Source organism: Alcanivorax nanhaiticus (assembly GCF_000756665.1).
In the GTDB taxonomy this organism is placed as follows: domain Bacteria; phylum Pseudomonadota; class Gammaproteobacteria; order Pseudomonadales; family Alcanivoracaceae; genus Alcanivorax; species Alcanivorax nanhaiticus.
In genome coordinates, this window is sequence record NZ_ARXV01000003.1 from 63,429 (window position 1) to 86,636 (window position 23,208).

Annotated in this window: 19 protein-coding genes; 16 read left to right on the plus strand and 3 right to left on the minus strand. The window is 56.8% G+C overall.

From position 1 onward, the window contains the following. Positions 1-141: 141 nt before the first annotated feature. The 3 genes from dapC to map all read right to left on the minus strand — a co-directional run bounded on the left by dapC (position 142) and on the right by map (position 4,857). A complete protein-coding gene (gene dapC, locus Y5S_RS04365) occupies positions 142-1,323 on the minus strand; it encodes a succinyldiaminopimelate transaminase (RefSeq protein ID WP_035230835.1) in 1,182 nt (393 codons plus the stop codon). A gap of 3 nt (positions 1,324-1,326) precedes the next feature. Next, positions 1,327-3,999, minus strand: coding sequence for a [protein-PII] uridylyltransferase (locus Y5S_RS04370; RefSeq protein WP_035230837.1), 2,673 nt, complete (start codon positions 3,997-3,999; stop codon positions 1,327-1,329). A gap of 81 nt (positions 4,000-4,080) precedes the next feature. After that, on the minus strand, positions 4,081-4,857 hold the full coding sequence (map, locus tag Y5S_RS04375) for a type I methionyl aminopeptidase (RefSeq protein ID WP_035230839.1): 777 nt from the start codon (positions 4,855-4,857) through the stop codon (positions 4,081-4,083). Between the two features lie 296 nt (positions 4,858-5,153). Between map and rpsB the strand changes: the two genes are divergently transcribed. From rpsB to dnaE, 16 genes are all read left to right on the plus strand, one after another. Beyond that, positions 5,154-5,912, plus strand: a complete 759-nt coding sequence (rpsB, locus tag Y5S_RS04380) for a 30S ribosomal protein S2 (RefSeq protein WP_035230840.1) — start codon at positions 5,154-5,156, stop codon at positions 5,910-5,912. 62 nt (positions 5,913-5,974) lie between these two features. Continuing rightward, on the plus strand, positions 5,975-6,853 hold the full coding sequence (tsf, locus tag Y5S_RS04385) for a translation elongation factor Ts (protein ID WP_035230843.1): 879 nt from the start codon (positions 5,975-5,977) through the stop codon (positions 6,851-6,853). Positions 6,854-7,064: 211 nt separating this feature from the next. Then, complete coding sequence (pyrH, locus tag Y5S_RS04390) at positions 7,065-7,802, plus strand: UMP kinase (protein ID WP_035231219.1); 738 nt, start codon at positions 7,065-7,067, stop codon at positions 7,800-7,802. Positions 7,803-7,833: 31 nt separating this feature from the next. Next, positions 7,834-8,391: a ribosome recycling factor gene (frr, locus tag Y5S_RS04395; RefSeq protein ID WP_035230845.1), complete on the plus strand. Its 558-nt coding sequence runs from the start codon at positions 7,834-7,836 to the stop codon at positions 8,389-8,391. A 70-nt stretch (positions 8,392-8,461) separates the two neighbouring features. Next, the gene (gene uppS, locus Y5S_RS04400; protein WP_052041395.1) at positions 8,462-9,241 is read left to right on the plus strand and encodes a polyprenyl diphosphate synthase; all 780 of its coding nucleotides are present in this window, start codon (positions 8,462-8,464) and stop codon (positions 9,239-9,241) included. 2 nt (positions 9,242-9,243) lie between these two features. Then, positions 9,244-10,068, plus strand: a complete 825-nt coding sequence (locus tag Y5S_RS04405; RefSeq protein WP_035230847.1) for a phosphatidate cytidylyltransferase — start codon at positions 9,244-9,246, stop codon at positions 10,066-10,068. Continuing rightward, entirely contained in the window at positions 10,065-11,237 is a 1,173-nt protein-coding gene (gene ispC, locus Y5S_RS04410; protein ID WP_052041396.1) for a 1-deoxy-D-xylulose-5-phosphate reductoisomerase, read from the plus strand. The genes Y5S_RS04405 and ispC overlap by 4 nt, the downstream gene beginning before the upstream one ends. Next, on the plus strand, positions 11,231-12,547 hold the full coding sequence (gene rseP, locus Y5S_RS04415) for an RIP metalloprotease RseP (protein WP_035230851.1): 1,317 nt from the start codon (positions 11,231-11,233) through the stop codon (positions 12,545-12,547). The genes ispC and rseP overlap by 7 nt, the downstream gene beginning before the upstream one ends. Then, entirely contained in the window at positions 12,544-14,907 is a 2,364-nt protein-coding gene (gene bamA, locus Y5S_RS04420; RefSeq protein WP_035230853.1) for an outer membrane protein assembly factor BamA, read from the plus strand. The genes rseP and bamA overlap by 4 nt, the downstream gene beginning before the upstream one ends. 10 nt (positions 14,908-14,917) lie before the next feature. After that, on the plus strand, positions 14,918-15,418 hold the full coding sequence (locus Y5S_RS04425; RefSeq protein WP_035230854.1) for an OmpH family outer membrane protein: 501 nt from the start codon (positions 14,918-14,920) through the stop codon (positions 15,416-15,418). Further along, positions 15,418-16,428, plus strand: coding sequence for a UDP-3-O-(3-hydroxymyristoyl)glucosamine N-acyltransferase (lpxD, locus tag Y5S_RS04430; protein ID WP_035230856.1), 1,011 nt, complete (start codon positions 15,418-15,420; stop codon positions 16,426-16,428). Before Y5S_RS04425 ends, lpxD begins: the two co-directional genes overlap by 1 nt. A 39-nt stretch (positions 16,429-16,467) precedes the next feature. After that, positions 16,468-16,905 (plus strand): 3-hydroxyacyl-ACP dehydratase FabZ, encoded by a 438-nt coding sequence (gene fabZ, locus Y5S_RS04435; protein ID WP_035230858.1) that lies wholly within the window; start codon positions 16,468-16,470, stop codon positions 16,903-16,905. Positions 16,906-16,996: 91 nt separating this feature from the next. After that, entirely contained in the window at positions 16,997-17,764 is a 768-nt protein-coding gene (gene lpxA / locus Y5S_RS04440) for an acyl-ACP--UDP-N-acetylglucosamine O-acyltransferase (RefSeq protein ID WP_035230860.1), read from the plus strand. A gap of 1 nt (position 17,765) precedes the next feature. Continuing rightward, positions 17,766-18,917 carry a lipid-A-disaccharide synthase gene (gene lpxB / locus Y5S_RS04445; protein WP_035230862.1) on the plus strand — a complete coding sequence of 384 codons (1,152 nt, stop codon included), beginning with the start codon at positions 17,766-17,768 and terminating at the stop codon, positions 18,915-18,917. 1 nt (position 18,918) lies between these two features. Then, on the plus strand, positions 18,919-19,563 hold the full coding sequence (gene rnhB / locus Y5S_RS04450) for a ribonuclease HII (protein WP_035230864.1): 645 nt from the start codon (positions 18,919-18,921) through the stop codon (positions 19,561-19,563). Next, complete coding sequence (dnaE, locus tag Y5S_RS04455; RefSeq protein ID WP_035230865.1) at positions 19,560-23,078, plus strand: DNA polymerase III subunit alpha; 3,519 nt, start codon at positions 19,560-19,562, stop codon at positions 23,076-23,078. Before rnhB ends, dnaE begins: the two co-directional genes overlap by 4 nt. Positions 23,079-23,208 lie beyond the last annotated feature (130 nt).

The window sequence follows — 23,208 nt, forward strand, 5'->3', positions numbered from 1 at the left end:
GTTTCAAGGCGCGGGATCTGTCAGTGGGAAGCCCTGTGCGCATCTCCGCGATTCACCAGTGGTTTGATCGCTGCATTGAGCGTTTCAGATCGCAAACTCGTCAGGGCGCGTTGCAACTTGAAACTTGTAACTTGCGACTTTCTATAACGTATCCAGCAACGCCTTGATGCGCTTGGCACCTTCAATACACTCTTCCAGCGGTGCCACCAGCGCCATACGAATCCGGTTCTGTCCGGGGTTCTTGCCGCCAACAGTGCGCGACAGATAGCGGCCTGGCAGGACAGTCACATTCTGTTCAGCTTGCAGGCGCTTGGCGAACTCTTCGTCGCTGATCGGCGTTTTCGGCCATAAATAGAAGCCGGCTGCCGGGGCGGATACCTTAAGGGGGCCGCCGAGAATGTCCAGCACCGCATCAAACTTTTCACGATACAGGGCGCGGTTGGCTTCAACGTGTGCCTCATCGTTCCAGGCGGCAATGCTGGCCAGCTGATGATGAATGGGCATGGCGCAGCCATGATAGGTGCGATAGCGCAGAAAGCGTTTCAGTACTTCGCTGTCTCCGGCGACAAATCCGGAGCGCAGACCCGGCAGGTTGGAGCGTTTGGACAAGGAATGGAACACCACGCAACGGCGATAATCATGGCGACCCATTTCCGCACAGGCTTCCAGCAGGCCTGCCGGCGGTTTGTCCCGGTAAATCTCCGAGTAACACTCGTCTGAGGCAATCACGAAATCATACTTGTCAGCCAGCTGGATCAGGGCCTTGAGCTGGGACTTGCTGAGGGTGGCGCCGGTGGGGTTGCCAGGCGTGCAGATAAACAACAGCTGGGTGCGAATCCAGGTGTCCTCGCTTACCGCATCGAAATCCGGTTGCAGGCCGGTGCTGTCGGTGCAGGGCAGGTACACGGGCTCACCGCCGGCCAACAGAGTGGCGCCTTCGTAGATCTGGTAGAAGGGGTTGGGCATCAGCACCAAGGGTTGGCGCTGACGGTCAATCACCGCCTGGGTAAACGCAAACAGGGCCTCACGGGTGCCGTTAACCGGCAGTACCTGACTGCTGGCATCCATGCTTTGCAGGTGGAAACGGCGCGTCAACCACTGGCCGATCGCCTCGCTCAATTCGGGAATACCCGCAGTGGTTGGGTAATTGGACAGCCGTGCGGTGTTGTCCTTGATCACCTGCTGAACAAAATCCGGTGACGGGTGTTTGGGTTCGCCAATGGACAGGGCAATAGGCGACTTGTCAGAGGCTGGCAAGTCGCCGAACAGGGCTTTGAGTTTCTCAAACGGGTAGGGGTGCAGCCGTTCCAGATCTGGATTCATGGGTTAGTTGTTTCCGTTGTTCTTGTCGTCGAGTTCGCGGGTGAGAGTTTCTTGTAGCTCCTGGCACAGGGCAGGGTCAGAAACCGGTTCTCCGTCGAGGTCGGTAATGAAGAAGACGTCTTCCGCGCGTTCGCCCAGAGTGGCAATGCGGGCATTCTGTACCAGCAATTCGAAGCGCATAAAGATACGGCCGATATGCGCCAGTAGGCCCGGCCGATCCAGCGTCTGGATGTCCACGGCGGTACGGTCATTGACGATATCGTTGCTAATCACCACCTGGGTGGGGACATCAAAATGCTTGTTGCGGCGGGGCATGCGACGGCTCACCGTGGTGGAGAACCGGTCCGGGTGTTTGAGGGTCTCGGTCAGCGTTTTGCGGATCTGCTCGATACGTGCCCAGTCGTCACCAATCGGGGTGCCCTGTTCATCCAGCACGATGTAGGTATCCAGGCTGAAACCATCCACACTGGTGATAATGCGGGCATCCATGATGGTCAGCCCAAGGGTGTCGAGGGCATTCACCGTGGCGCTGAACAAGTTGCGAGTGTCCGGGGTGTAGATAAAGATCTGCGAGCCGCCGGCAATGGAGGTCTGGCTGGTTTCGCCAATCAGCACCAGCGGATCATTGGGGTTTTCACGATCCAGCATGGCTTCGGTATGCCAGGCAATGTCACGCGGGGTCTCCCGCAGGAAGTATTCATCGCCGATATTGGCCCACAGCGCTTCGATTTTGGCGGCATCGTGATCCTGGCCAGTGAGCAGCTTCAGAGCGGATTCCCGGGTTTCGTCGATCCAGTCTTGTTTGTCCACCGGATTGTTGAGGCCACGGCGCAGGGCTCGCTTGGTCTCGGTGTAAAGCTGACGCAGCAGGGAGGCTCGCCAGGAGTTCCACAGAGTAGGGTTGGTGGCATTGATGTCAGCCACGGTCAGCACATACAGATAATCGAGGTGTACCAGATCGCCTACCTTGCGGGCAAACTCGTAAACCACATCAGGATCGGAGATGTCTTTGCGTTGGGCGGTGACACTCATTACCAGGTGATTTTTCACCAGCCAGGCCACCAGCTTGCCATCCCAGGCGCTAAGGCCATGTCGCTGGCAGAAATTGAGCGCGTCCACTTCGCCGAGGGCCGAGTGGTCGCCGCCACGCCCTTTGGCGATGTCGTGGTAAAGCCCGGCGGTGTAGAGCAGTTCGGGCTTGGGCAGGCGATAGAACACTTCGGTGGCCAGCGGGTATTCGTCGCGCATGTCTTCATAGCGCAGCCGGCGCATGTGCTTGATCACCAGCAGGGTGTGAGCGTCCACGGTATAAATGTGGAACAGGTCGTACTGCATCATGCCGATGATGGCACCGAATTCCGGCAGGTAACGGCCGAGAATGCTGTAGCGTTTCATGCGCCGGAGCTGGGTGAATAGCGCATTGGGGCTGCGCAGCAGCTGCATGAACAGGGCGGTATTCTTGGGATCAGCCCGGAAGGCATCATCAATCTGGCGGCGGTTGTAAATCAGCGCGCGAATGGTGGTGGCGCGGATGCCCTTGAGGTCCGGGTTCTGGGCCATCAGCACGAAGGTTTCCAGCAGGGCAGAGGGGTGCTCGCTGAAGACCTCGGGATGGGTGATTTCCAGATATTCGTTGCGGACCTGGAAACGGCGATTCAATGGCCGTACCTGTTCCGGCTCATCGCTGCGCAGGATGGCTTCATCAAATAGCTGTAACAGCATTTCATTGAGTACGGACATTGCCAGGGCGACCCGGTAGAAGCCCTTCATGAAGACTTCTACCGCCAGATTGGCGCTGGAATCTTCGTGGCCCAGCCGTGAGGCCAGCTGGCGTTGGTGATCAAACAGCAGGCGGTTTTCATTGCGGCCGGTCAGGGTATGAAGTTGCCAGCGTACCTCCCACAGGTAATCCAGGCACTTGCGCAGCACCGAGTATTCTTCCTTGGTGAGAAACCCCACATCCACCAGTGATTCCAGGCTGTCGGCATTGAAATGGCGCTTGGCGACCCAGGCGATCATCTGTACATCACGCAAGCCGCCTGGCGCATTCTTGAGGTCGGGTTCCAGGTTGTACTCGGTGTCATTAAAGCGTTTGTGGCGGCCTACCTGTTCTTCCCATTTGGCAGCAAAGAACGCTGCGGAGTCCCACATCTGCTCAGGGCCGGTACGTTCTTCCAGTCTGATCCGAAGTCCATCATCTCCCGCCAGGGTGCGGGCTTCCATGATGTTGGTGGCAACGGTGATGTCTTCCCGTGCCAGATCAACACATTCGTCAAGGGTGCGAACCGCATGGCCGATCTCAAGGCCGATATCCCACAAAAAGGCCACAAAGCGCTCAAGCCGATCAAAAACGCTGGCATCGCTGTTATCAGCCAGCAACATCAGCAGATCCACATCGGAGCAGGGATGCAGTTCACCGCGTCCATAGCCTCCCACCGCGACCAACGCGGTGTCGGCCTGGTCGGCCAGGCCAAACAGGCTCCAGGCCGCGATCATGACCTGATCTACCAGGGCGGCACGGGCATGGACCAGATCAGTGATGTCGGTGCTTTCGAATGCCTGGTTCAGGCGCTGCTGGCCTTGCTCCAGGTACTGGCGGGCATACTGGCCGGGCTGAGGGCTCTCCTGCATGGCATCGAGGAGGGCTTGCTGGGTAAGCACGGGGGTGAGCTGCATTATGATCCTGTGGCGGTAAGGCTGATGAACAGCGGGCGTCCAGCCTCATGCAGGACGCGCGCCAGCCATCGGCAGAAAGTATCAGTACAGGTCGTTTTCTTCGTTGCGTGCGGTCAGCACTTCATAGCCATCGGCAGTGACAGCGATGGTGTGCTCCCACTGGGCGGACAGCTTGCGATCCTTGGTCACCACGGTCCAGCCGTCAGGAAGCAGCTTGTTGGCAGCCTTGCCGGCGTTGATCATTGGTTCGATGGTGAACACCATGCCTTCCTGCAATTCCAGACCGGTATCAGGTTTGCCGTAATGCAATACCTGGGGCTCTTCATGAAAGCCCTCGCCGATGCCGTGGCCACAATATTCGCGAACTACGGAGAAGCGTTCGCCTTCAGCCATCTTCTGGATACGGTGGCCGATGTCGCCCAGCTTGACCCCGGGTTTCACCATTTTGATGCCTGCCATCATGCATTCACGGGTGGTTTCCACCAGTCGCTTGGCCAGCACTGAGGGTTCACCCACAAAGAACATCTTGGAAGTGTCACCGTGCCAGCCGTCCTTGATAACGGTGACATCGATATTGACGATATCGCCTTTTTTCAATGCCTTGCTGTCAGAGGGAATGCCGTGGCAGACCACATGATTGACTGAGGTGCAGATAGACTTGGGAAATCCACGGTAGCCCAGGCAGGCCGGAATGGCATGTTGCCGATTGACGATATGATCGTGACAGATCCGATCCAGCTCCTCGGTGGTGACCCCGGGCTTGACGTACTCGCCGATCATTTCGAGGACTTCGGCGGCCAGTTTGCCGGCCTCGCGCATTTTGGCGATCTGTTCGGGGGTCTTGATGACGGCATTCATGAGATTCGAGGAAACTCCTGCTATTTCAGTGAGTTGGCTGTTTAGTGTGCCGAGACAAAACAGTAAAAATGGCAGCTTTTCGTTGCCTGAGGCGGGGTGCTGTGGTATAAAGCGCGCGCTTTCCCGCTCTCGGTCTGCTCTGCGGCAATGGTGCTGCATTGTAACCGTCGAAGCAGGGGAAGGAAATCACACATGCCCCGTCACATAACCCTGGGTGCCTTTACTCCTTATATAAGGTGGTACGGGTTGGGCTTATGCGGGGGCGTGGAGGCCTAACCCAAAGTGGAGTAAAACCAATGTCTAGCGTAACTATGCGCGATATGCTGAAGGCCGGCGTGCACTTCGGCCACCAGACCCGTTACTGGAACCCGAAGATGAACACCTACATCTTTGGCGCCCGTAACAAGATTCACATCATCAACCTGGAAAAGACCCTGCCTCTGTTCAATGACGCCATGGCGTTCCTGAACAAGCTGGCTGCCAGCAACAACAAGATTCTGTTCGTGGGCACCAAGCGCGCCGCTCAGAAGGCTGTTCGTGATGAAGCCATGCGTGCAGGCATGCCCTACGTTGATCACCGTTGGTTGGGCGGTATGCTCACCAACTGGAAAACCATCCGTCAGTCCATCAAGCGGTTCCGTGACCTGGAAGCTCAATCCCAGGACGGTACCTTCGACAAGCTGACCAAAAAAGAAGCGCTGATGCGCAAGCGTGAGATGGAGAAGCTTGAGCGCTCCATCGGCGGTATCAAGGACATGGGCGGTTTGCCTGATGCCCTGTTCGTGATCGATGTGGATCACGAAGACATCGCGCTGCAGGAAGCCCGCAAGCTGGGCATCCCGGTTGTAGCCGTTGTTGATACCAACTCCAACCCGGACGGCGTTGATTACGTGATCCCGGGTAACGACGACGCGATCCGCGCTATCCAGCTGTACGTGAAAGCGGCAGCCGACACCATTCTGGAAGGCAAGCAGTATGCTCAGAACCAGACCGGTGGTGAGAGTGAATTCGTCGAGGTAGAAGGCGAAGCTGAAGGCGAGAGCGCCGAAGGCTGATCTGCTCGGGCAGGCGCAAGCCTGCCCGTGTTACCGAAACCAACCGTTTTGAGAGGATAATCATGGCTGCTGTAACTGCTGCAATGGTTAAGGAACTTCGCGAGCGTACCGGTCTTGGCATGATGGAATGCAAGAAGGCGCTGGTGGAAGCCGATGGTGATATCGAACTGGCCATCGACGAAATGCGTAAGTCCGGTCAGGCCAAAGCGGCCAAGAAAGCCGGTCGTACTGCTGCTGAAGGTGCTGCGGTTGTTGCTACCAATGGCGACAACACTGTTGCCGTTATGGTTGAAATCAACTCCGAAACCGATTTCGTAGCCCGTGACGACAACTTCCTCGGCTTCGCTGACAAAGTCGCTGCTGCTGCTCTGGCTGCCGGTGAAACCGATGCTGCCAAGATCGCCGAACTGAAACTGGAAGACGGTTCTACCGTTGAAGAAGCGCGTCAGGCGCTGGTTCAGAAAATCGGTGAGAATATCCAGATCCGTCGTGCTGCCAAGCTGGAAGCCGAAGGTGCCATCGGTGCTTACGTTCACGGTGGCAAGATCGGTGTGCTGGTCGCCCTGAAAGGCGGCGATGCCGAGCTGGGTAAAGACGTGGCCATGCACGTGGCTGCTGTTAACCCGATGGTGGTTAGCGGTGACCAGGTTCCGGCTGAAGTTCTGGAAAAAGAGAAAGAAATCATCCGCGCCCAGCCTGATATGGAAGGCAAGCCGGCTGAGATCGTTGAGAAAATGCTCGGCGGTCGTATCAACAAGTTCCTGAAGGAAGTGAGCCTGCTGGATCAGCCCTTCGTGAAGGATCCCAATACTACTGTCGGTGCCCTGGTTAAGGCTGCCGGTGCTGAGATCGTCGCTTTCGAGCGTCTGGTTGTTGGCGAAGGTATTGAGAAAGAAGAAGTCGACTTCGCTGCTGAGGTTCAAGCTGCGGCGAAAGGCTAAGGCTGCCTGTCGATGAGAAAAGAGCGCCTTGCTGGCCTGCCAGCAGGGCGTTTTTTTCGCCTGTCAGCCGCGTGCGGGCTGGCGAAAAGAGGAAAGTGCTTGCAACCATCGTGCTTGGCGGTACTGTGAACAGGCCCCGGCAGGATGTGCAAACCGGAAACGGCAACCAACTGAATAATGGCGGGTATTCATGAGTGGCGGAGACTTGGACATGCCAACGAACAAGGAGCGCTCGCCGCGCTATAACCGTATTCTGCTCAAGCTGAGCGGTGAGGCGTTGGCAGGTGACGAAGGATTTGGTATCGACCCCAAGGTATTGGACGCGATTTCCCTGGAAATCGGTCAGCTGGTCGGTATTGGTGTGCAGGTTGGCCTGGTGGTTGGCGGCGGAAACCTGTTCCGCGGCGCAGCCCTGCAGAGCGCAGGTCTGGACCGGGTGGCGGGTGATCACATGGGTATGCTGGCGACCGTGATGAACGGTCTGGCTTTGCGTGATGCGCTGGAGCGTTCCAACATCCGTACCCGTTTGATGTCTGCGATTCCCATGAGTGGCGTGGTGGAGCACTATGATCACCGTAATGCCAATCGTCACCTCAAGAATGGTGAAGTGGTGATTTTCTGTGCGGGAACCGGTAACCCGTTTTTCACTACAGACTCAGCAGCATGTTTGCGTGGTATCGAAATCAATGCGGACGTGGTGTTGAAGGCCACCAAGGTGGACGGCGTGTACAATGATGATCCGGAAAAGAACCCGGATGCAGTCAAGTATGACACCTTGACCTACGACGAAGTGCTGGATAAAAAACTGGGCGTGATGGACCTGACGGCAATTTGCCTGGTGCGCGATCACAACATGCCCTTGCGTGTATTTGATATGAACAAGAAGGGTGCGCTGCTCAACCTTATGCTGGGCGGTAATGAAGGCACCCTGGTAGAGGCTGCGCAGTAAGCGCACCCGAAAAGATGGTGAGGAAATACCGGTGATTGACGATATTCGTGACGATGCGGAATCCCGCATGAAGAAGAGTCTGGCGGCGCTGGATACTGCCATGAAGCGCATCCGCACAGGCCGTGCCCACCCGAGCCTGCTGGACAATGTGACGGTGGATTACTACGGCTCTGATACTCCGCTCAAGCAGCTGGGGAACATCTCTGTAGAAGAAGGCCGGACACTGACCATTTCTCCGTTCGACAAGAGTCTGATTCCGCAAATCGAAAAAGCGATCATGACCTCGGATCTGGGCCTGAATCCTTCCACATCCGGTAACCTGATTCGCCTGCCGCTGCCGCCGCTGACCGAAGAGACTCGTCGGGATTTGGTCAAGGTCGTGCGTGGTGAAGCCGAACAGGCGCGAGTGTCCATCCGCAATATCCGCCGGGATGCCAATAGCGACCTGAAAGAGCTCCTCAAGGAGAAGGAAATCTCCGAAGACGAATCCCGTCGCGGCGAAGAACTGGTCCAGCAGCTGACCGACAAGATGGTGGCTGAAGTGGAGAAGGTTCTCAAAGAAAAGGAAGAGGAGCTGATGACCGTCTGATTCGGTCTCAGTTTCAAATTCGACTTGGCGGGCTGTGAAGCAGCCCGCTTTTGTTATTGGCGGAAGTTTTATGTCCAGTGACCAACCTCAATCCAGTGCCCCGGATATCGATTCCCATCAGGGAAGCCTGCCACGCCATGTGGCGATCATCATGGATGGCAATAACCGCTGGGCGCGCAAGCGAGGCTTGCCGGGCGAGGATGGGCATCGGGCGGGTGAACAGGCGGTTCAGACGATCATTCGCCAGGCTGCGACTCGTGGCGTCGAAGTGCTGACCCTGTTTGCGTTCAGTTCCGAGAACTGGCGCCGGCCTCCGGAAGAGGTGGCTCACCTGATGGCGCTGTTTCTCAAGGCGCTGGGGGGCAGGGTAGAGGAACTGCACTCCAAAGCGGTAAGTATACGCTTCATTGGTGATCGCTCTGCCTTCTCGGAGGATCTGCAAACCGGTATGGCTGAGGCGGAAGCGCTGACGGCCGCCAATACCCGAATGACTGTTGTGATTGCGGTGAACTACGGTGGTCAGTGGGATATCGCCAATGCGGCACGGCGCCTGGCTGAGAAGGTTGCAGAAGGTCGCTTGCAGCCGGATCAGGTCACCCCGGAAATGCTGGCTCCCCATATCGCCATGTCGGATCTGCCGCCGCCGGATCTTCTGATCCGAACTGGCGGGGACCAACGTATCAGTAATTTTCTGCTTTGGCAGTTGGCCTATAGCGAGTTCTGTTTCTCGCCTTTGTTATGGCCTGATTTTGACGCCAAAGCTTTTGATGACGCACTGCAGGATTACGCAGGCAGACAGCGTCGATTTGGCCGCTCCGGAGAGGAAGTGGCCAGTCTGAAAGGAGAATAACAATGCTCAAGTTGCGGGTGATTACCGCGCTGGTGCTGCTGCCCATCGTATTGGGGGCCATGTTTGGCCTCGATCGACTGCCGTTTGCCCTGGTGGCGGGCGTGTTTTTCCTGCTGGCAGGCTGGGAATGGGCTGCCATGATGGGGACCGTTACCCAGAAGGTACGTTTGCTGTGGACAGTGGTTTTGGCCGCGACGATGGCGCTGGCTGAGATATATCAGCCCGCCTGGTTGTTGAATGCGATACCGGTCTGGTGGCTGCTGGCTCTGGTTCTGGTGGTGGGCTACCCCGGCAATGCCAAATTATGGTATCGCCCCTGGGTTATGGCGGTGGTAGGGCTGTTGCTACTGGTCCCTTCCTGGGCGGCAGTGGTGCAGTTGCAGGATCAGGGAGCGTTGGGCCTGACAGGGCCGTTGGCGCTGCTGTTTATCCTCTTGTGGGTATGGGCTGCAGATACCGGTGCATACTTTGCCGGCCGTGCGCTGGGTAAGCACAAGCTTGCACCGCTGGTAAGCCCGGGAAAGACCATCGAAGGACTGATCGGCGGTGTTCTGCTGTCCTTGCTGGTTGTCGCCGCTGTCTATGCTTCCGGTCAACTGGATGCTGCCTTGCTGCCCCTGATGGCGGTGGCCTTGATGACGGTGTTGTCTTCCGCATTGGGTGATCTTTTTGAAAGCATGGTCAAGCGTCAGCGTGGCTTCAAGGATAGCGGTACCATCCTGCCTGGGCATGGCGGCATGCTGGACCGGATCGACAGTGTTACCGCAGCCATGCCGATCGCGCTTGCCGGCTTTAACTGGTTCGGCCTGCCCGGGGGCAGCCTGTGACACAGCGCATTACGGTCCTGGGTGCAACGGGCAGCATCGGCCAGCAGACGCTGGACGTGGTAGCGCGTCACCCGGACCGTTATGAAATTTTTGCCCTGACTGCCAGCACTCGCTGGGAGCGCCTTGCCGAGCAATGCCTCGCTACCGGGGCTCGCTATGCAGCGTTGACCGATGAGGCTGCAGCGGAAAAGCTGAGGAACCATCTGCGTTCTGCCGGGTCGGAAACTGAAGTGCTGGCGGGCGATACTGCATTGGCCAGACTGGCCGAACATGAGCAAGCTGACACAGTGGTGGCTGCCATTGTCGGTGCGGCAGGAGTGCATCCCACCTTGGCTGCGGTAAAAGCGGGCAAGCGTGTTCTGCTGGCTAACAAGGAGGCGCTGGTCGTTACCGGGGCCCTGTTCATGGATGCGGTTCGCGATAGCGGAGCCACTTTGTTGCCGCTGGACTCCGAGCACAATGCGATCTTCCAGTGTTTGCCGCCGGAGGGCGTCAATGCCGGGGTGGAGCGGCTGCTGCTGACGGCTTCTGGTGGCCCTTTCCGGGAGTTCAGTGCGGAACAATTGAAGCAGGTGACACCCGCTCAGGCGGTGAAACATCCAAACTGGGATATGGGGCCAAAAATTTCAGTGGATTCCGCTACCTTGATGAACAAGGGGCTGGAGTTTATTGAGGCGTGCTGGCTCTTTGATGTGCCTCCAGCCAAGATCGATGTGGTCGTGCACCCGCAAAGTGTGGTGCATTCCATGGTGGCGTACCAGGATGGTTCAGTACTGGCCCAGATGGGGACACCGGACATGCGCACCCCAATCGCCTGCGGCCTTTCCTGGCCGGAGCGCGTAGAATCGGGTGCCCAGCGGCTTGATTTTTCCCGCTTGGCGGGTCTGAATTTCGAGCTGCCGGATACCACGCGTTTCCCGTGCCTGGCACTGGCTCGAGCGGCCATGGAGACGGGGGGCACTGCCACGGCGGTGCTCAATGCGGCCAATGAGGAAGCGGTCGCCGCCTTTTTGGCGGGAAGTCTCGACTTTATGGGGATCCCGGCAGTGGTGGAACAAACCCTGGCCAAGCAGCAGGCACCGGTGTGTGCTGATGTGGAGGCCGTCATGAATATCGATCGGCAGGCGAGGGAACTGGCCTGCCGCCTGATCAAGGAGCGTGGATGCTGACGGTTCTGGCTTTTGTCGTCACCATCATCATTATTGTGGCCTTCCATGAGTGGGGCCACTTTCTCGCCATGCGCGCTTTCGGCGTTCGCGTGCTGACCTTCTCTGTGGGCTTCGGCCCCAAGCTGCTTCACTTCAAGGACAAGAAGGGCACCGTGTGGACCATCAGTGCGGTGCCGTTGGGTGGCTACGTTAAACCGCTGGATGCCCGCGAAGATGAGACTGCCGAGGGCCACCCAGGGGAATTCTCCTCCAAGCCAGCCTGGCAGCGGGTGGTGACCTATGCCGCAGGCCCGGTATTCAATTTTATTCTCGCTTTGTTGATCTACTGGGTTGTGCTGTTCAGCTATGGCGAGAGTGATCAGCAGGCTGTACTGGGGCCAGCAAGCCCTGGCAGCGTTGCCGAGCAGGCGGGCTTTCAGGCCGGCGACAGGGTTGTAGCGATCGGTGATAAAGAGATCCCGAGCTGGAAACCGGTCTATAACGAGCTGATCATGCATTTGGGCGAAGAGCAGCCGCTGGCGATCACTGTGGTGACAATCGGCGGTGAGCGCCAGACCCGCATGCTGGATATCTCTCCCTGGTCGGACGATCTGGATCAGTCTCCTCTCAAGGTGCTCGGGCTCAATCGTGGACTGGAAGTGCTGGAAGTTGTCGATGACAGCGCCGCGGACCATGGCGGGGTTGAGCCTGGTGATCAGCTGCTGGCCCTGAATGGTTCTCCTGTCTTGGGTTGGGATAGCTGGCAGGAACCGATCATGGCCTCTGCCGGTAAAGAGCTGGCACTATCCGTACTGCGTGACGGGCAGCGGGTCGAACTTGCCCTCACCCCTCAATCAGTGGTTGAGGAGGGCAAGAACATCGGTCGCATCGGTGTCCTGGCTGCCTTCAAGGGCGAGCGCTATCAGTACCACTATGGGCCTGTAGAGGCTGTCTCGGCGGCTGGCGAGCGTTTTGTGGAGCAGATCAATGTTATTTGGTCAGGCCTGGTGAAGTTGTTCACCGGCAAACTGGCACTGGATAACATTGGCGGGCCAATAACGATTGCTGAAGTGGCAGGGCAGAGTGCAGCATTCGGGCTGGCGAGTTTTCTGGCTTTGCTGGCTTATCTGAGCATTACGCTAGGGATTATCAATCTTCTGCCGGTTCCCATGTTGGACGGCGGCTGGATTTTCTTTGGAATCATTGAAATGATTCGCGGTCGCAGTTTACCTGAGCGCTTTCTTCTGGCCGCTCAAGGAGTTGGGCTGACACTGGTGGTCAGCTTCATGCTGTTAGCGATCTATAACGACTTGGTGAAGCAGTTTTCATGAGATTTGGGGACACAACCCGCCGCCTTTGCAAAGGCTGGCTGGCCATAACCTGCCTGGTAGCAGCGACTCTGGCCAACGCCAATGGCAACTTGCCATTCAAGGTTCACGATATCCGGGTAGAGGGCCTGCAACGTCTTCCGGTTGAGCGAGTTTATTCTGAACTGCCCATCCAGGCGGGTGACACAGTCACTCGAGACAATGTGGTGCGAGCTGTACAGACCCTGTTTGCCTCGGGCAACTTCGAGGATGTTCAGCTGGGCCGGGATGGTGATGATCTCGTCGTGGTGGTTGCGGAACGGCCCAGTATTGCCCGTATCGAATTGTCAGGTAACAAGTCCATCGATGAAGACAACCTGCGCAAGGGGCTGACCGAAGCGGGGTTGGCCGAGGGAGAGGTCTTTCAGCGCTCGACTCTGGAAGCCATTGCCGGTGAGCTTGAGCGACAATATGTCAGCCAGGGTCGTTATGGCGCCAGCATCAAGACCGAATCGATCCCGTTGCCCCGCAACCGTGTTGCCCTGAAGATTGAGATTTATGAGGGCAAGGCCGCCCGTATCCGCGACATCAATGTAGTGGGTAACCAACTGTTTGATGATGAGGAGCTGCTCAAGGATTTTGAGCTGCACTCCACCGGTTTCTGGTCGTTCATCAAAGGCGACGATAAATATTCCCGGGAAAAACTCAGCGGTGATCTGGAGCGGTTGCGCTCTTATTATCTGGATCGCGGTTATATCAATTTCTCCATCGAATCTACCCAAGTCTCCGTCAGCCCTGACCGTCGCAGCGTGTTCATTACTGTCAATGTGGCTGAAGGCGAGCAATACACGGTGAACAACGTCAAGCTGGCCGGTGATTTGGTGGTCGGTGAGGATCAGCTGAAGCCGTTGCTGATCGTCAAGAAGGGGCAGGTGTTCAGCCAGCAACTGATGACTTATACCAATGATCTGATCAAGCGCCGCCTGGGGAACGAGGGCTATACCTTTGCCGAGGTGCGTGGCCAGGATCATAACGCTGATGACGAGAACAATACGGTTGATGTGACTTTCTATGTAGAGCCCGGAAGAAAGGTGTATGTGCGCCGGATCAACTTCTCGGGGAATGCAAAGACAACCGATGAAGTTGTACGCCGTGAGCTGAGACAATTCGAAAATGCCCCTGCCAACACCTCGCTGGTGGACCTTTCCCGGCAGCGTCTGCAGCGTCTGGGTTACTTCAGTGTCGTCGAAGCTGACACTCCACGAGTGCCCAACTCTGATGATCTGGTAGACGTTGAATTCAAGGTCGAAGAGCAACCGTCTGGTTCCATCGGTGCCAATGTGGGCTACTCCGACGCTTCTGGTTTCATTTTTGGTGCCAACGTGACACAGAACAACTGGCGCGGCAGTGGTAACCGGGTGTCCTTTGCGTTGAGTCGTTCTGATGTGCGAGATTCCTATAGCTTCTCGCATTACAACCCGTACTACACCTTGGATGGTGTGAGCCGTGGTTTCAGCCTGTTCTTTTCGGAAATCGATTATGACGAAACCTCGGTGGCGTCCTATGCCGCGGATCGCCTTGGTGGCTCGGTGACTTTCGGGTATCCGATCTCGGAATATTCCCGTCTGAGTTTTGGCGGTACCTATGAACGCACGGATATCACTACCGGTGACTTTGTCGCGGTGGATATCTATAACTTCCTGGTCAAGGAAGGCAACAAGTTTGACGAATACAAACTGAATGCGTCCTTGTCCACCAGCACACTTAACCGTGGTATTTTTCCGGATCGCGGCTGGTCCAGCACCTTGGGCCTTGAGGTGGCCGTGCCCGGTTCGGATTACGGTTTCTATCGTGCCAACTGGACAGGGCAGAAATACTTCCCGATCAGTCGCCGCTGGACCTTGCGCATGCGCAGCGATGTGGCCTACGGTGATGGCTACGGCGATGATGAAGTGTTGCCGTTTTTCGAGAACTACTACTCTGGCGGTATTGGTTCCGTGCGCGGCTATGAGTCCCGCTCACTTGGGCCTCGCTCGGAAGGTCTCAGCTATTTCCTGAATGGCACCGTGGATCCGGACCCGGATCCGATTGGGGGCAACCTGTTGACGGAGGCCAGTCTTGAACTGATCTTCCCAACCCCGTTTGCTCCGGAATCACGAAGCGTTCGTACCTTCCTGTTTGTGGATGCGGGTAACGTATTCGAGACAGAGCGTGATGATATTTTTGCGGACTTTGAACCCCAGGATATCCGCACCTCTGCCGGTATTGGCCTGAGCTGGTTGACGGCTATTGGCCCGCTCAGCTTTAACCTCGCCAAGGCACTGAATGATCAGTCCGGCGATGACACTGAAGTATTTCAATTTTCTTTGGGACAGACTTTCTAGGAGTTTAATAATGATGAAAAAATGCCTACTCGCTGCCGTTTTGCTTTTTCCTGCCCTGGCAATTGCTGAAACCAGCATCGGGATTGTTTACCCGCTCAAGGCGCTGCAGGAAACCACGGCGGTGAAAAGCAAGATGTCCGCGCTTGAGAAAGAACTGGGTCCGGATGAAGAAAAGCTCAACAAGCTGGGTATGGAAGTGCAGGAACTGCAGGCCAAAATGCAGAAAGAAGCCATGACCATGTCTCCTGACCAGCAGGAAGAGATGAAGACCCGTGGCCAGCAAAAAATGCTGGAAATTCAGAGTCTGCAACGCAAGCTCCAGGGTCGTGCCCAGGCTACCGAGCGTGAAGTTATGGAAGAAATGGGTCCCAAGTTCCAGCAGGCTATCGAAGTGGTTGCCAAGGAAAAGAAACTGGATCTGGTGATCAATGCCCAGGCTGCCGTGTATGTAGGTGACAGCGCTGTTGATGTTACTGAAGCCGTGAGCCAGCAACTGAACAAGATGAAGTAATGCATACTCTCGGAGAACTTGCCCAAATCCTGAACGCGGAGCTGGTCGGCGACCCTGATCAGCCCGTGGATGGCATGGGTACTATCCAGTCAGCCACCGGGACCCAGATGACTTTTCTGGCGAATCCCCGTTATCGCAATTACCTGGAGCAGACTCGTGCTGCGGTGGTGTTGCTGCAGGAAGACCAGAAGGCGTTTTGCCCGGTAGCTGCGTTGATTGTCAAAGACCCTTATCTGGCTTTCGCCAAGGCAAGTGCGCTCTTTGATGTGGCTCCGCAGGCACAGCCGGGCGTTCATCCGTCTGCGGTTGTCGATGCTTCGGTCTCGATTCCGGCCACCGCCAGCATTGGCCCGAATGTGGTCATTGAGGCAGATGCCCAAGTAGGCGATGGCGCTGTGATCATGGCCAATGTGGTCATCGGCGCAGGCTCAATTATTGGTGAGCAGTGTCGTATCTGGCCAAATGTTACAATTTACCATGGTGTCACCTTGGGTCCGCGCACTATCATACACGCCAACAGTGTGCTCGGTGCGGATGGGTTCGGCTTTGCCTTCAACGGGGCAGGGTGGACCAAGGTGCATCAGGTGGGTGGTGTCAAAATCGGTGCTGATGTGGAAATCGGCGCAGGAACCACGATTGATCGGGGTGCAATTGACGACACCATCATTGGCAATGGTGCAATTCTGGATAACCAGATTCAGATCGCCCATAACGTAGTCATTGGCGACCATACTGCGCTGGCAGGAAAGGTCGGTATTGCCGGGTCTTCCAAGGTCGGCTCCTACTGTATGTTAGGGGGGGCGGTTGGAGTGGCTGGTCACATCGAGATTTGTGACAAGGTGCAGGTGTTGGGCATGACGCTGGTGTCCAGCTCTATTACCCAGCCAGGCACCTATGGCTCTGCGTTGCCAGCAGATGAACAGACCCGCTACCGGAAAAACGTGGCGCGTTACCGCAAGCTGGACGAGCTTGCCCGCCGCGTGCGCAAACTGGAACGTTTGAGTGATTAACGGCCGCAGATTGCGGCCCTGCCTGTGTGGAACACAACGATGATGGATATCCTAGAGGTCAGGGAATACCTGCCCCACCGTTACCCTTTTTTGCTGGTTGACCGTGTGCTGGAGCTGGAGCCTGGCAAGCGTGTAGAAGCGATCAAGAACGTGACGATCAATGAGCCGTTCTTCAATGGCCATTTTCCACATGAGCCGATCATGCCGGGGGTTCTTATCATTGAAGCCATGGCTCAGGCCGCGGGTATTCTGGGTTTCGTCACCGAAAACAAAAAGCCGGCAGATGGTTTCAATTACTTGCTGGTGGGTACCGACAAGACTCGCTTCAAGCGCCAGGTTTTGCCGGGTGATACTCTGCACCTGTTTGCTGAGCATGTGACCACCAAGCGCAATATTCTCAAGTTTTCCTGTGAAGCCCGAGTCGATGGCAAAATTGTCGCCAGCACCGAAATGCTGGTTGCTGAGCACAGAAGCTGATTGCGGTTTGCGGCGGGAAAACTAACGGTCGGATCAAGTTGCGGACTAACGTATACTGGCCCGACTGACACCAAGAACAAGTGATAATTACATGATTCATCCGACCGCCATTATTGATCCGGCCGCTGAGCTTGCAGAGGACGTGCAGGTCGGCCCTTATTCCATTATCGGCCCCGATGTGAAAATCGGTGCCGGTACCGTGATTGGTCCCCATGTGGTTGTTAATGGACCGACAACCATTGGCAAGAATAATCGCATCTTCCAGTTTGCTTCTGTTGGCGAAGAGTGCCAGGACAAGAAGTACAAGGGTGAGCCCACCCGCCTGGAAATTGGTGATGACAACATCATCCGTGAATCGGTGACGATTCACCGGGGCACCATTCAGGATAACTCCCTGACTAAAATTGGTAGCCGTAATCTGTTGATGGCCTATGTACATGTGGCCCACGATTGCATGATCGGCGACGACTGTATCTTTGCCAACAATGCCTCCGTTGCGGGCCATGCTCATGTGGGTAATGGCGTGATTCTGGGGGGGATGACCGGGGTGCACCAGTTCTGCAAAATTGGCTCTTATGCCATGACTTCAGGCTGCTCCCTGGTGCTCAAGGATATTCCCGCCTATGTGATGGTGTCCGGCAACCCGGCTCAGGCCCGCAGTATGAACTTCGAAGGCATGAAGCGTCGCGGCTGGTCCAAGGAAGTCATTGCCAATCTGCGTAATGCCTACAAGCTGATCTATCGCCAGGGGTTGACCCTCGAACAGGCGCTGGTGGAGCTGGAGGCCATGCCAGCCAGCGATGAGCTGCAGATTCTGATCGATTCCCTCAAGGCCTCCGAGCGCGGCATCACACGCTGATATGGAGTTTCGCAAGGACGCTCCGCTGATTGCCCTGATCGCCGGTGAAGCGTCCGGCGATATTCTCGGTGCAGGCCTGATGCAGTCGCTGCAGGCTCGTTACCCCGGTGCCCGTTTTATCGGTGTGGGGGGGAGCGAGATGGCTGCTGCCGGGCTCGATAGTCTATTCCCCATGGAAAAGCTCTCGGTAATGGGAATTACCGAGGTGCTTGCCCATCTTCCCGAGTTGCTGCGGTTGCGCAAGCAACTGGTCCGTTTCCTGTTGGAGCAGCAGCCAGATGTGGTGATCGGTATCGACTCGCCGGATTTCACTCTGCCGATTGCTCGCCGTCTTCATGAGCGTGGCCTGAAGACTGTGCACTATGTCAGCCCTTCGGTATGGGCCTGGCGTCAGGGTCGGATCAAGGGAATCAAGAAAAGCATCGATCTGATGCTGTGCTTGCTGCCATTTGAAGCGCGCTTCTATGAAGACCATCAAGTGCCTGTCGCGTTTGTGGGGCATCCGCTGGCAGACCGCGTACCGCTACAAACCGATACCCCGGCAGCCAGAAAGGCGCTGGGACTGCGCTCCGATGACACTTTGCTTGCCGTGCTTCCCGGTAGCCGCGGCGGTGAAGTCGGACAATTGATGCCGGTTTTCCTTGATGCCATGGTGGCTCTCAATGCAAGCCGCCCAGCGCTGCGGTTTGTCATTCCTGCTGCCAATGCGGCCCGGCGCGAACAGATCGAGACTCTCCTTGAGCAGGCCCCGGATTTGCCCGTCACCCTGGTGGATGGAGAAAGCCGTACGGTAATGGCGGCGGCGGACGTCATTTTGATGTCCTCTGGTACCGCTACCCTGGAAGGCTTGCTGGTAGGCAAGCCCATGGTGGTGGGCTACCGGGTTGGCAAGGTGACCTATGCCATTGCCCGCCGGTTGGTGAAGAGTGAATTTGTGTCGTTGCCGAATTTGTTGTGCCGCGAAGCGATGGTGCCTGAACTGATTCAGGATGATCTGACCTGTGATGCCATTGTTGCCGAGGTGAATCGCTGGCTGGATAACCCGGCTCAAGCCCAGGCGCTGGTTTCCCGTTTTCAGGCAGTGCATGAGCAGTTGCGTGGTGGAGCCAGTGAGAAAGCCGCTGACGCGGTAAGCCAGCTGCTGGAGCGCTGAGATGGATCCCTTTGCCGAGTATGGTTTAGCAGACCCCTTCATCCCGTCCCGTTTCAGCTGGTCACCTGGTATGCGGGTGGCGGGGGTGGATGAAGTGGGTCGTGGCCCTCTGGTGGGGGCGGTTGTGACCGCCGCAGTGATTCTCGATCCCGACCAGCCAATCACAGGCCTTGCTGACTCCAAGAAACTCACCGAAAAGAAGCGCTTGCTGCTGGAAGATGAGATCAAGTCCAAGGCGCTATGCTGGGCGCTGGGGCGTGCTGAGCCGGCCGAAATTGATGAACTGAATATCCTCCACGCCACTATGCTCGCCATGCAGCGAGCAGTGCAGGCGTTGTCCCTTGACGCTCACGCTGTCCTGATAGACGGTAATCGGGTGCCGGGGCTGCATTGTCCGGCTGAGGCTGTGGTGAAAGGCGATGGCAGGGTGCCGGCCATTTCGGCAGCGTCGATTCTGGCCAAGGTGGCCCGTGATCGTGAAATGCAGCAGCTTCACGAGCAATATCCCCAGTACGGTTTTGACCGCCACAAGGGTTACCCTACCAAGATTCATCTGGCGGCCCTGAATGAACATGGCGCCCTGGCCGAGCATCGTCGCTCCTTTGGTCCGGTGTCTGCCGCAATAGCACAAGGTAAGTTGTTTTGAGCCAACCGCGTTTTGTTCACCTGCGATTGCACACTGACTACTCCCTGTCAGACGGGGTAGTGCGGGTTAAAGAACTCATCAAAAGCTGTGTTGAGAAGTCAATACCGGCAGTGGCGGTTACCGACGACTCGAACCTGTTTGCCCTGATCAAATTCTACAAATCGGCCATGGGGGCCGGGGTCAAGCCGATCATGGGTGCGGACCTGTGGGTGCAGTCCACTCATCTGGAAGAGCCTGCCCGTTTGTCGTTTCTGGTTCAGAACGAAGCCGGCTACCAGAACCTGACGCTGTTGATCAGTCGTGCCTGGCAGACCAATCAGGATCGTGGCCGTGCGTTGATCAAGCCAGAATGGCTGGCTGAACTCAACGAAGGCTTGATTGTGCTGTCTGCCGCCAGCCATGGCGAGATCGGTCAGTTATTGCTGGCCGAGAAAAATGATCTTGCTGAACAGTTGGCAGGTTGGCTGGCCTCCATTTATGGCGACCGTTTTTATCTTGAGGTCCAGCGCACCTCTCGCCCAGGTGATGAAGATTGTCTGCATGCGTCTGTGGCGCTGGCTGCACAACTGCAACTGCCACTGGTTGCCACCAACGATGTGCGCTTTATCCGCAGTGAAGATTTTGAAGCCCATGAAGCACGGGTGTGTATTCATGATGGCAATACTCTGGATGACCCGCGACGACCCAAAAAATACTCCGAGCAGCAATACCTGAAGACCGAAGAGGAAATGGTCGAATTGTTCTCGGATCTTCCCGAGGCGCTGGAAAACACCGTCGAAATTGCCCGGCGCTGCACGTTGGATATTCGTCTTGGGGAAAACTTCCTGCCGGATTTCCCGATCCCGGAAGGGATGACCATTGAAGAGTATTTCGAGCAGGTATCCCGGGAGGGCCTGGAAGAGCGCCTCAAGGTGTTGCTCGACGACAAGGACCCTGAGTACCCGGAAAAACGAAAACCCTACGATGACCGACTCAAGTTTGAGCTGGATATCATCAATCAGATGGGCTTTCCCGGTTACTTCCTGATCGTTGCCGACTTTATTCAGTGGGGCAAGGACAACCAGGTGCCAGTAGGGCCGGGGCGGGGTTCTGGTGCTGGCTCTCTGGTGGCCTATGCATTGAAGATCACTGATCTCGATCCGATTGGTTACGACCTGCTGTTCGAACGTTTTCTTAACCCGGAACGGGTCTCCATGCCTGACTTCGATGTGGACTTCTGCATGGAAAAACGGGATCGGGTGATCAACTACACGGCCGATAAATATGGCCGCGATGCGGTAAGCCAGATCATTACCTTCGGTACCATGGCCGCCAAGGCGGTGGTGCGCGATGTGGCGCGGGTGCAAGGCAAGCCCTATGGCCTGGCAGACCGACTCTCCAAGATGATTCCCGGTGTGCCGGGCATGACCCTTGAGAAAGCGCTGGAGCAGGAAGAGACCCTGCGCGAGTTTCTGGAAAGCGACGAAAACTCGGACAAGGAATCCGCCAACGAGATCTGGGACATGGCCCGCAAGCTGGAAGGCCTGACCCGAAACGTGGGCAAGCACGCTGGGGGCGTGGTGATTGCGCCAGGCAAGCTCACCGACTTCGCGCCACTGTATTGTGAAGAAGATGGCACAAACCTGGTGACCCAGTACGACAAGGATGATGTGGAGGCTGCCGGTCTGGTGAAGTTTGACTTCCTCGGACTGAAGACCCTGACGATCATCGACTGGGCGGTGAAGGCGGCGAATGTTAAACGCCATCGTGAAGGTCTGGATGACCTCGTCATCGACCACATTCCTCTCGATGATAGCGGTAGTTTTGAGCTGCTAAAGCGGGGCGATACCACTGCGGTATTCCAGCTGGAAAGTCAGGGCATGAAGGAGCTGATCAAGAAGCTCAAGCCTGACGTGTTCGAAGACATCATCGCGCTGGTGGCCCTGTACCGTCCAGGGCCGCTGGAATCGGGCATGGTAGATAACTTTGTGAATCGTAAGCACGGCCGCGAACCGCTGGCTTACCCCGATCCTCAGTACCAGCATGAGTGGCTGGAGCCGATCCTGAAGCCGTCCTACGGGGTTATCCTCTATCAGGAGCAGGTGATGCAGATCGCCCAGGTGCTGGCTGGCTATACGCTGGGTGGTGCGGATATGCTGCGCCGGGCCATGGGTAAAAAGAAACCCGAAGAAATGGCCAAGCAGCGGGCGATCTTTGAGGAAGGTGCCAAGGGGCAGGGCGTTGACCCGGACCTGGCCATGAAGATCTTCGACCTGGTGGAAAAATTCGCCGGCTACGGCTTCAACAAATCTCACTCTGCGGCCTATGCGCTGGTTGCCTACCAGACGGCCTGGCTGAAGGTGCATTACCCGGCCGAGTTCATGGCCGCCACCATCTCTGCGGATATGCAGAACACCGATAAGGTGGTGACCTTTATCGATGAGTGCAAGACCATGGGCCTGAAGGTATTGCCGCCGGATGTGAACTCCTGTGGTTACCGCTTCACGGTGAATGTGGAAGGCGACATCGTGTATGGACTGGGTGCGATCAAAGGGCTGGGTGAAGGGCCAATTGATGCGATCGTTTCGGCCCGTGACGATGGCAATGGTGAGTTCAAGGATCTGTTCGATTTCTGTCGCCGTATTGATCTGAAAAAAATTAACCGTCGCTCCCTGGAAGCCATGGTGCGTGCCGGTGTGCTGGACAAGCTGGGTCCAACCCCGAACGGGCAGGGCGATAGCTTCCATGACCGCGCGTCTATCCTGGCGACGTTGCCGGATGCCATTGCGGCAGCCGATCAGGATGCCCGTAACGAAGCGGCTGGCATCATGGATATGTTTGGCGCGGTGGATGATTCCCCGGCAACGGCGGTGGAGTGGAAACTGGCGCGGAACTGGAGCGACGACACGCGCCTCAACGGAGAGCGGGATACCCTGGGGTTGTTCCTGACCGGTCACCCCATCGATCAGTACGAAGGCGAAGTGCGCCAGTTTGTGTCATCACGGCTGAACGCCTTGCAGCCGACCGCGAAAGGCGAAGCAGCCATGGTTGCGGGTTTGGTCGTGGCTCTGCGCATCACCCGTAGCAAGCGTAGTGGTGAACGCATGGCTTTTGTAACCCTTGATGACAAGACCGGCCGGCTGGAGGTGTCCGTCTTCGGCAAGACGTTTGCCCAGTTCGGTGATTTGGTGCAGAAGGATGCCTTGCTGATCTTCAAGGGTGGAGTGCGAAACGACGAATATACTGGTGGTTTCAACCTGATCGCAGATGAAGTGATGGACATGCGACAGGCTCGGGAGACTTTCGCCAGGCGCTTGCGTCTGGCGGTTACGGTCCAGGACGCCCTGCCTGAGCGTTTGCAGCAAACCCTGTCACCTTATCAAGGGGGAACCACGCCAGTATTGCTGGATCTGGATCATCAGGTCGCGGCGGCCAGCCTCTGGCTGGGTGACGCATGGAAAGTCAGCCCTCATGACTCCTTGGTGGAGGAGTTGCGGGTGCAGTTCGGCGACGATTCGGTGCGGGTAGAGTATTGATTGCCTCCTGTGCCGGCCGCGACACGCGTCACGTGGCATGCAACACGCAAATTACCTGTAGGCTCCCGAGCTTTACGTAGGGCGAAAATGGGTGAATGGCCATCTCCGCCATGGCGGATTTGATGGCAGC

What these genes read in the sequence shown, in the direction of transcription:
- dapC (WP_035230835.1), bottom strand. Translation starts at nt 1,323, where the DNA reads ATGAATCCAGATCTGGAACGGCTGCACCCCTACCCGTTTGAGAAACTC.
- Y5S_RS04370 (WP_035230837.1), bottom strand. Translation starts at nt 3,999, where the DNA reads ATGCAGCTCACCCCCGTGCTTACCCAGCAAGCCCTCCTCGATGCCATG.
- map (WP_035230839.1), bottom strand. Translation starts at nt 4,857, where the DNA reads ATGAATGCCGTCATCAAGACCCCCGAACAGATCGCCAAAATGCGCGAG.
- rpsB (WP_035230840.1), top strand. Translation starts at nt 5,154, where the DNA reads ATGTCTAGCGTAACTATGCGCGATATGCTGAAGGCCGGCGTGCACTTC.
- tsf (WP_035230843.1), top strand. Translation starts at nt 5,975, where the DNA reads ATGGCTGCTGTAACTGCTGCAATGGTTAAGGAACTTCGCGAGCGTACC.
- pyrH (WP_035231219.1), top strand. Translation starts at nt 7,065, where the DNA reads ATGCCAACGAACAAGGAGCGCTCGCCGCGCTATAACCGTATTCTGCTC.
- uppS (WP_052041395.1), top strand. Translation starts at nt 8,462, where the DNA reads ATGTCCAGTGACCAACCTCAATCCAGTGCCCCGGATATCGATTCCCAT.
- Y5S_RS04405 (WP_035230847.1), top strand. Translation starts at nt 9,244, where the DNA reads ATGCTCAAGTTGCGGGTGATTACCGCGCTGGTGCTGCTGCCCATCGTA.
- rseP (WP_035230851.1), top strand. Translation starts at nt 11,231, where the DNA reads ATGCTGACGGTTCTGGCTTTTGTCGTCACCATCATCATTATTGTGGCC.
- bamA (WP_035230853.1), top strand. Translation starts at nt 12,544, where the DNA reads ATGAGATTTGGGGACACAACCCGCCGCCTTTGCAAAGGCTGGCTGGCC.
- Y5S_RS04425 (WP_035230854.1), top strand. Translation starts at nt 14,918, where the DNA reads ATGATGAAAAAATGCCTACTCGCTGCCGTTTTGCTTTTTCCTGCCCTG.
- lpxD (WP_035230856.1), top strand. Translation starts at nt 15,418, where the DNA reads ATGCATACTCTCGGAGAACTTGCCCAAATCCTGAACGCGGAGCTGGTC.
- fabZ (WP_035230858.1), top strand. Translation starts at nt 16,468, where the DNA reads ATGATGGATATCCTAGAGGTCAGGGAATACCTGCCCCACCGTTACCCT.
- lpxA (WP_035230860.1), top strand. Translation starts at nt 16,997, where the DNA reads ATGATTCATCCGACCGCCATTATTGATCCGGCCGCTGAGCTTGCAGAG.
- lpxB (WP_035230862.1), top strand. Translation starts at nt 17,766, where the DNA reads ATGGAGTTTCGCAAGGACGCTCCGCTGATTGCCCTGATCGCCGGTGAA.
- rnhB (WP_035230864.1), top strand. Translation starts at nt 18,919, where the DNA reads ATGGATCCCTTTGCCGAGTATGGTTTAGCAGACCCCTTCATCCCGTCC.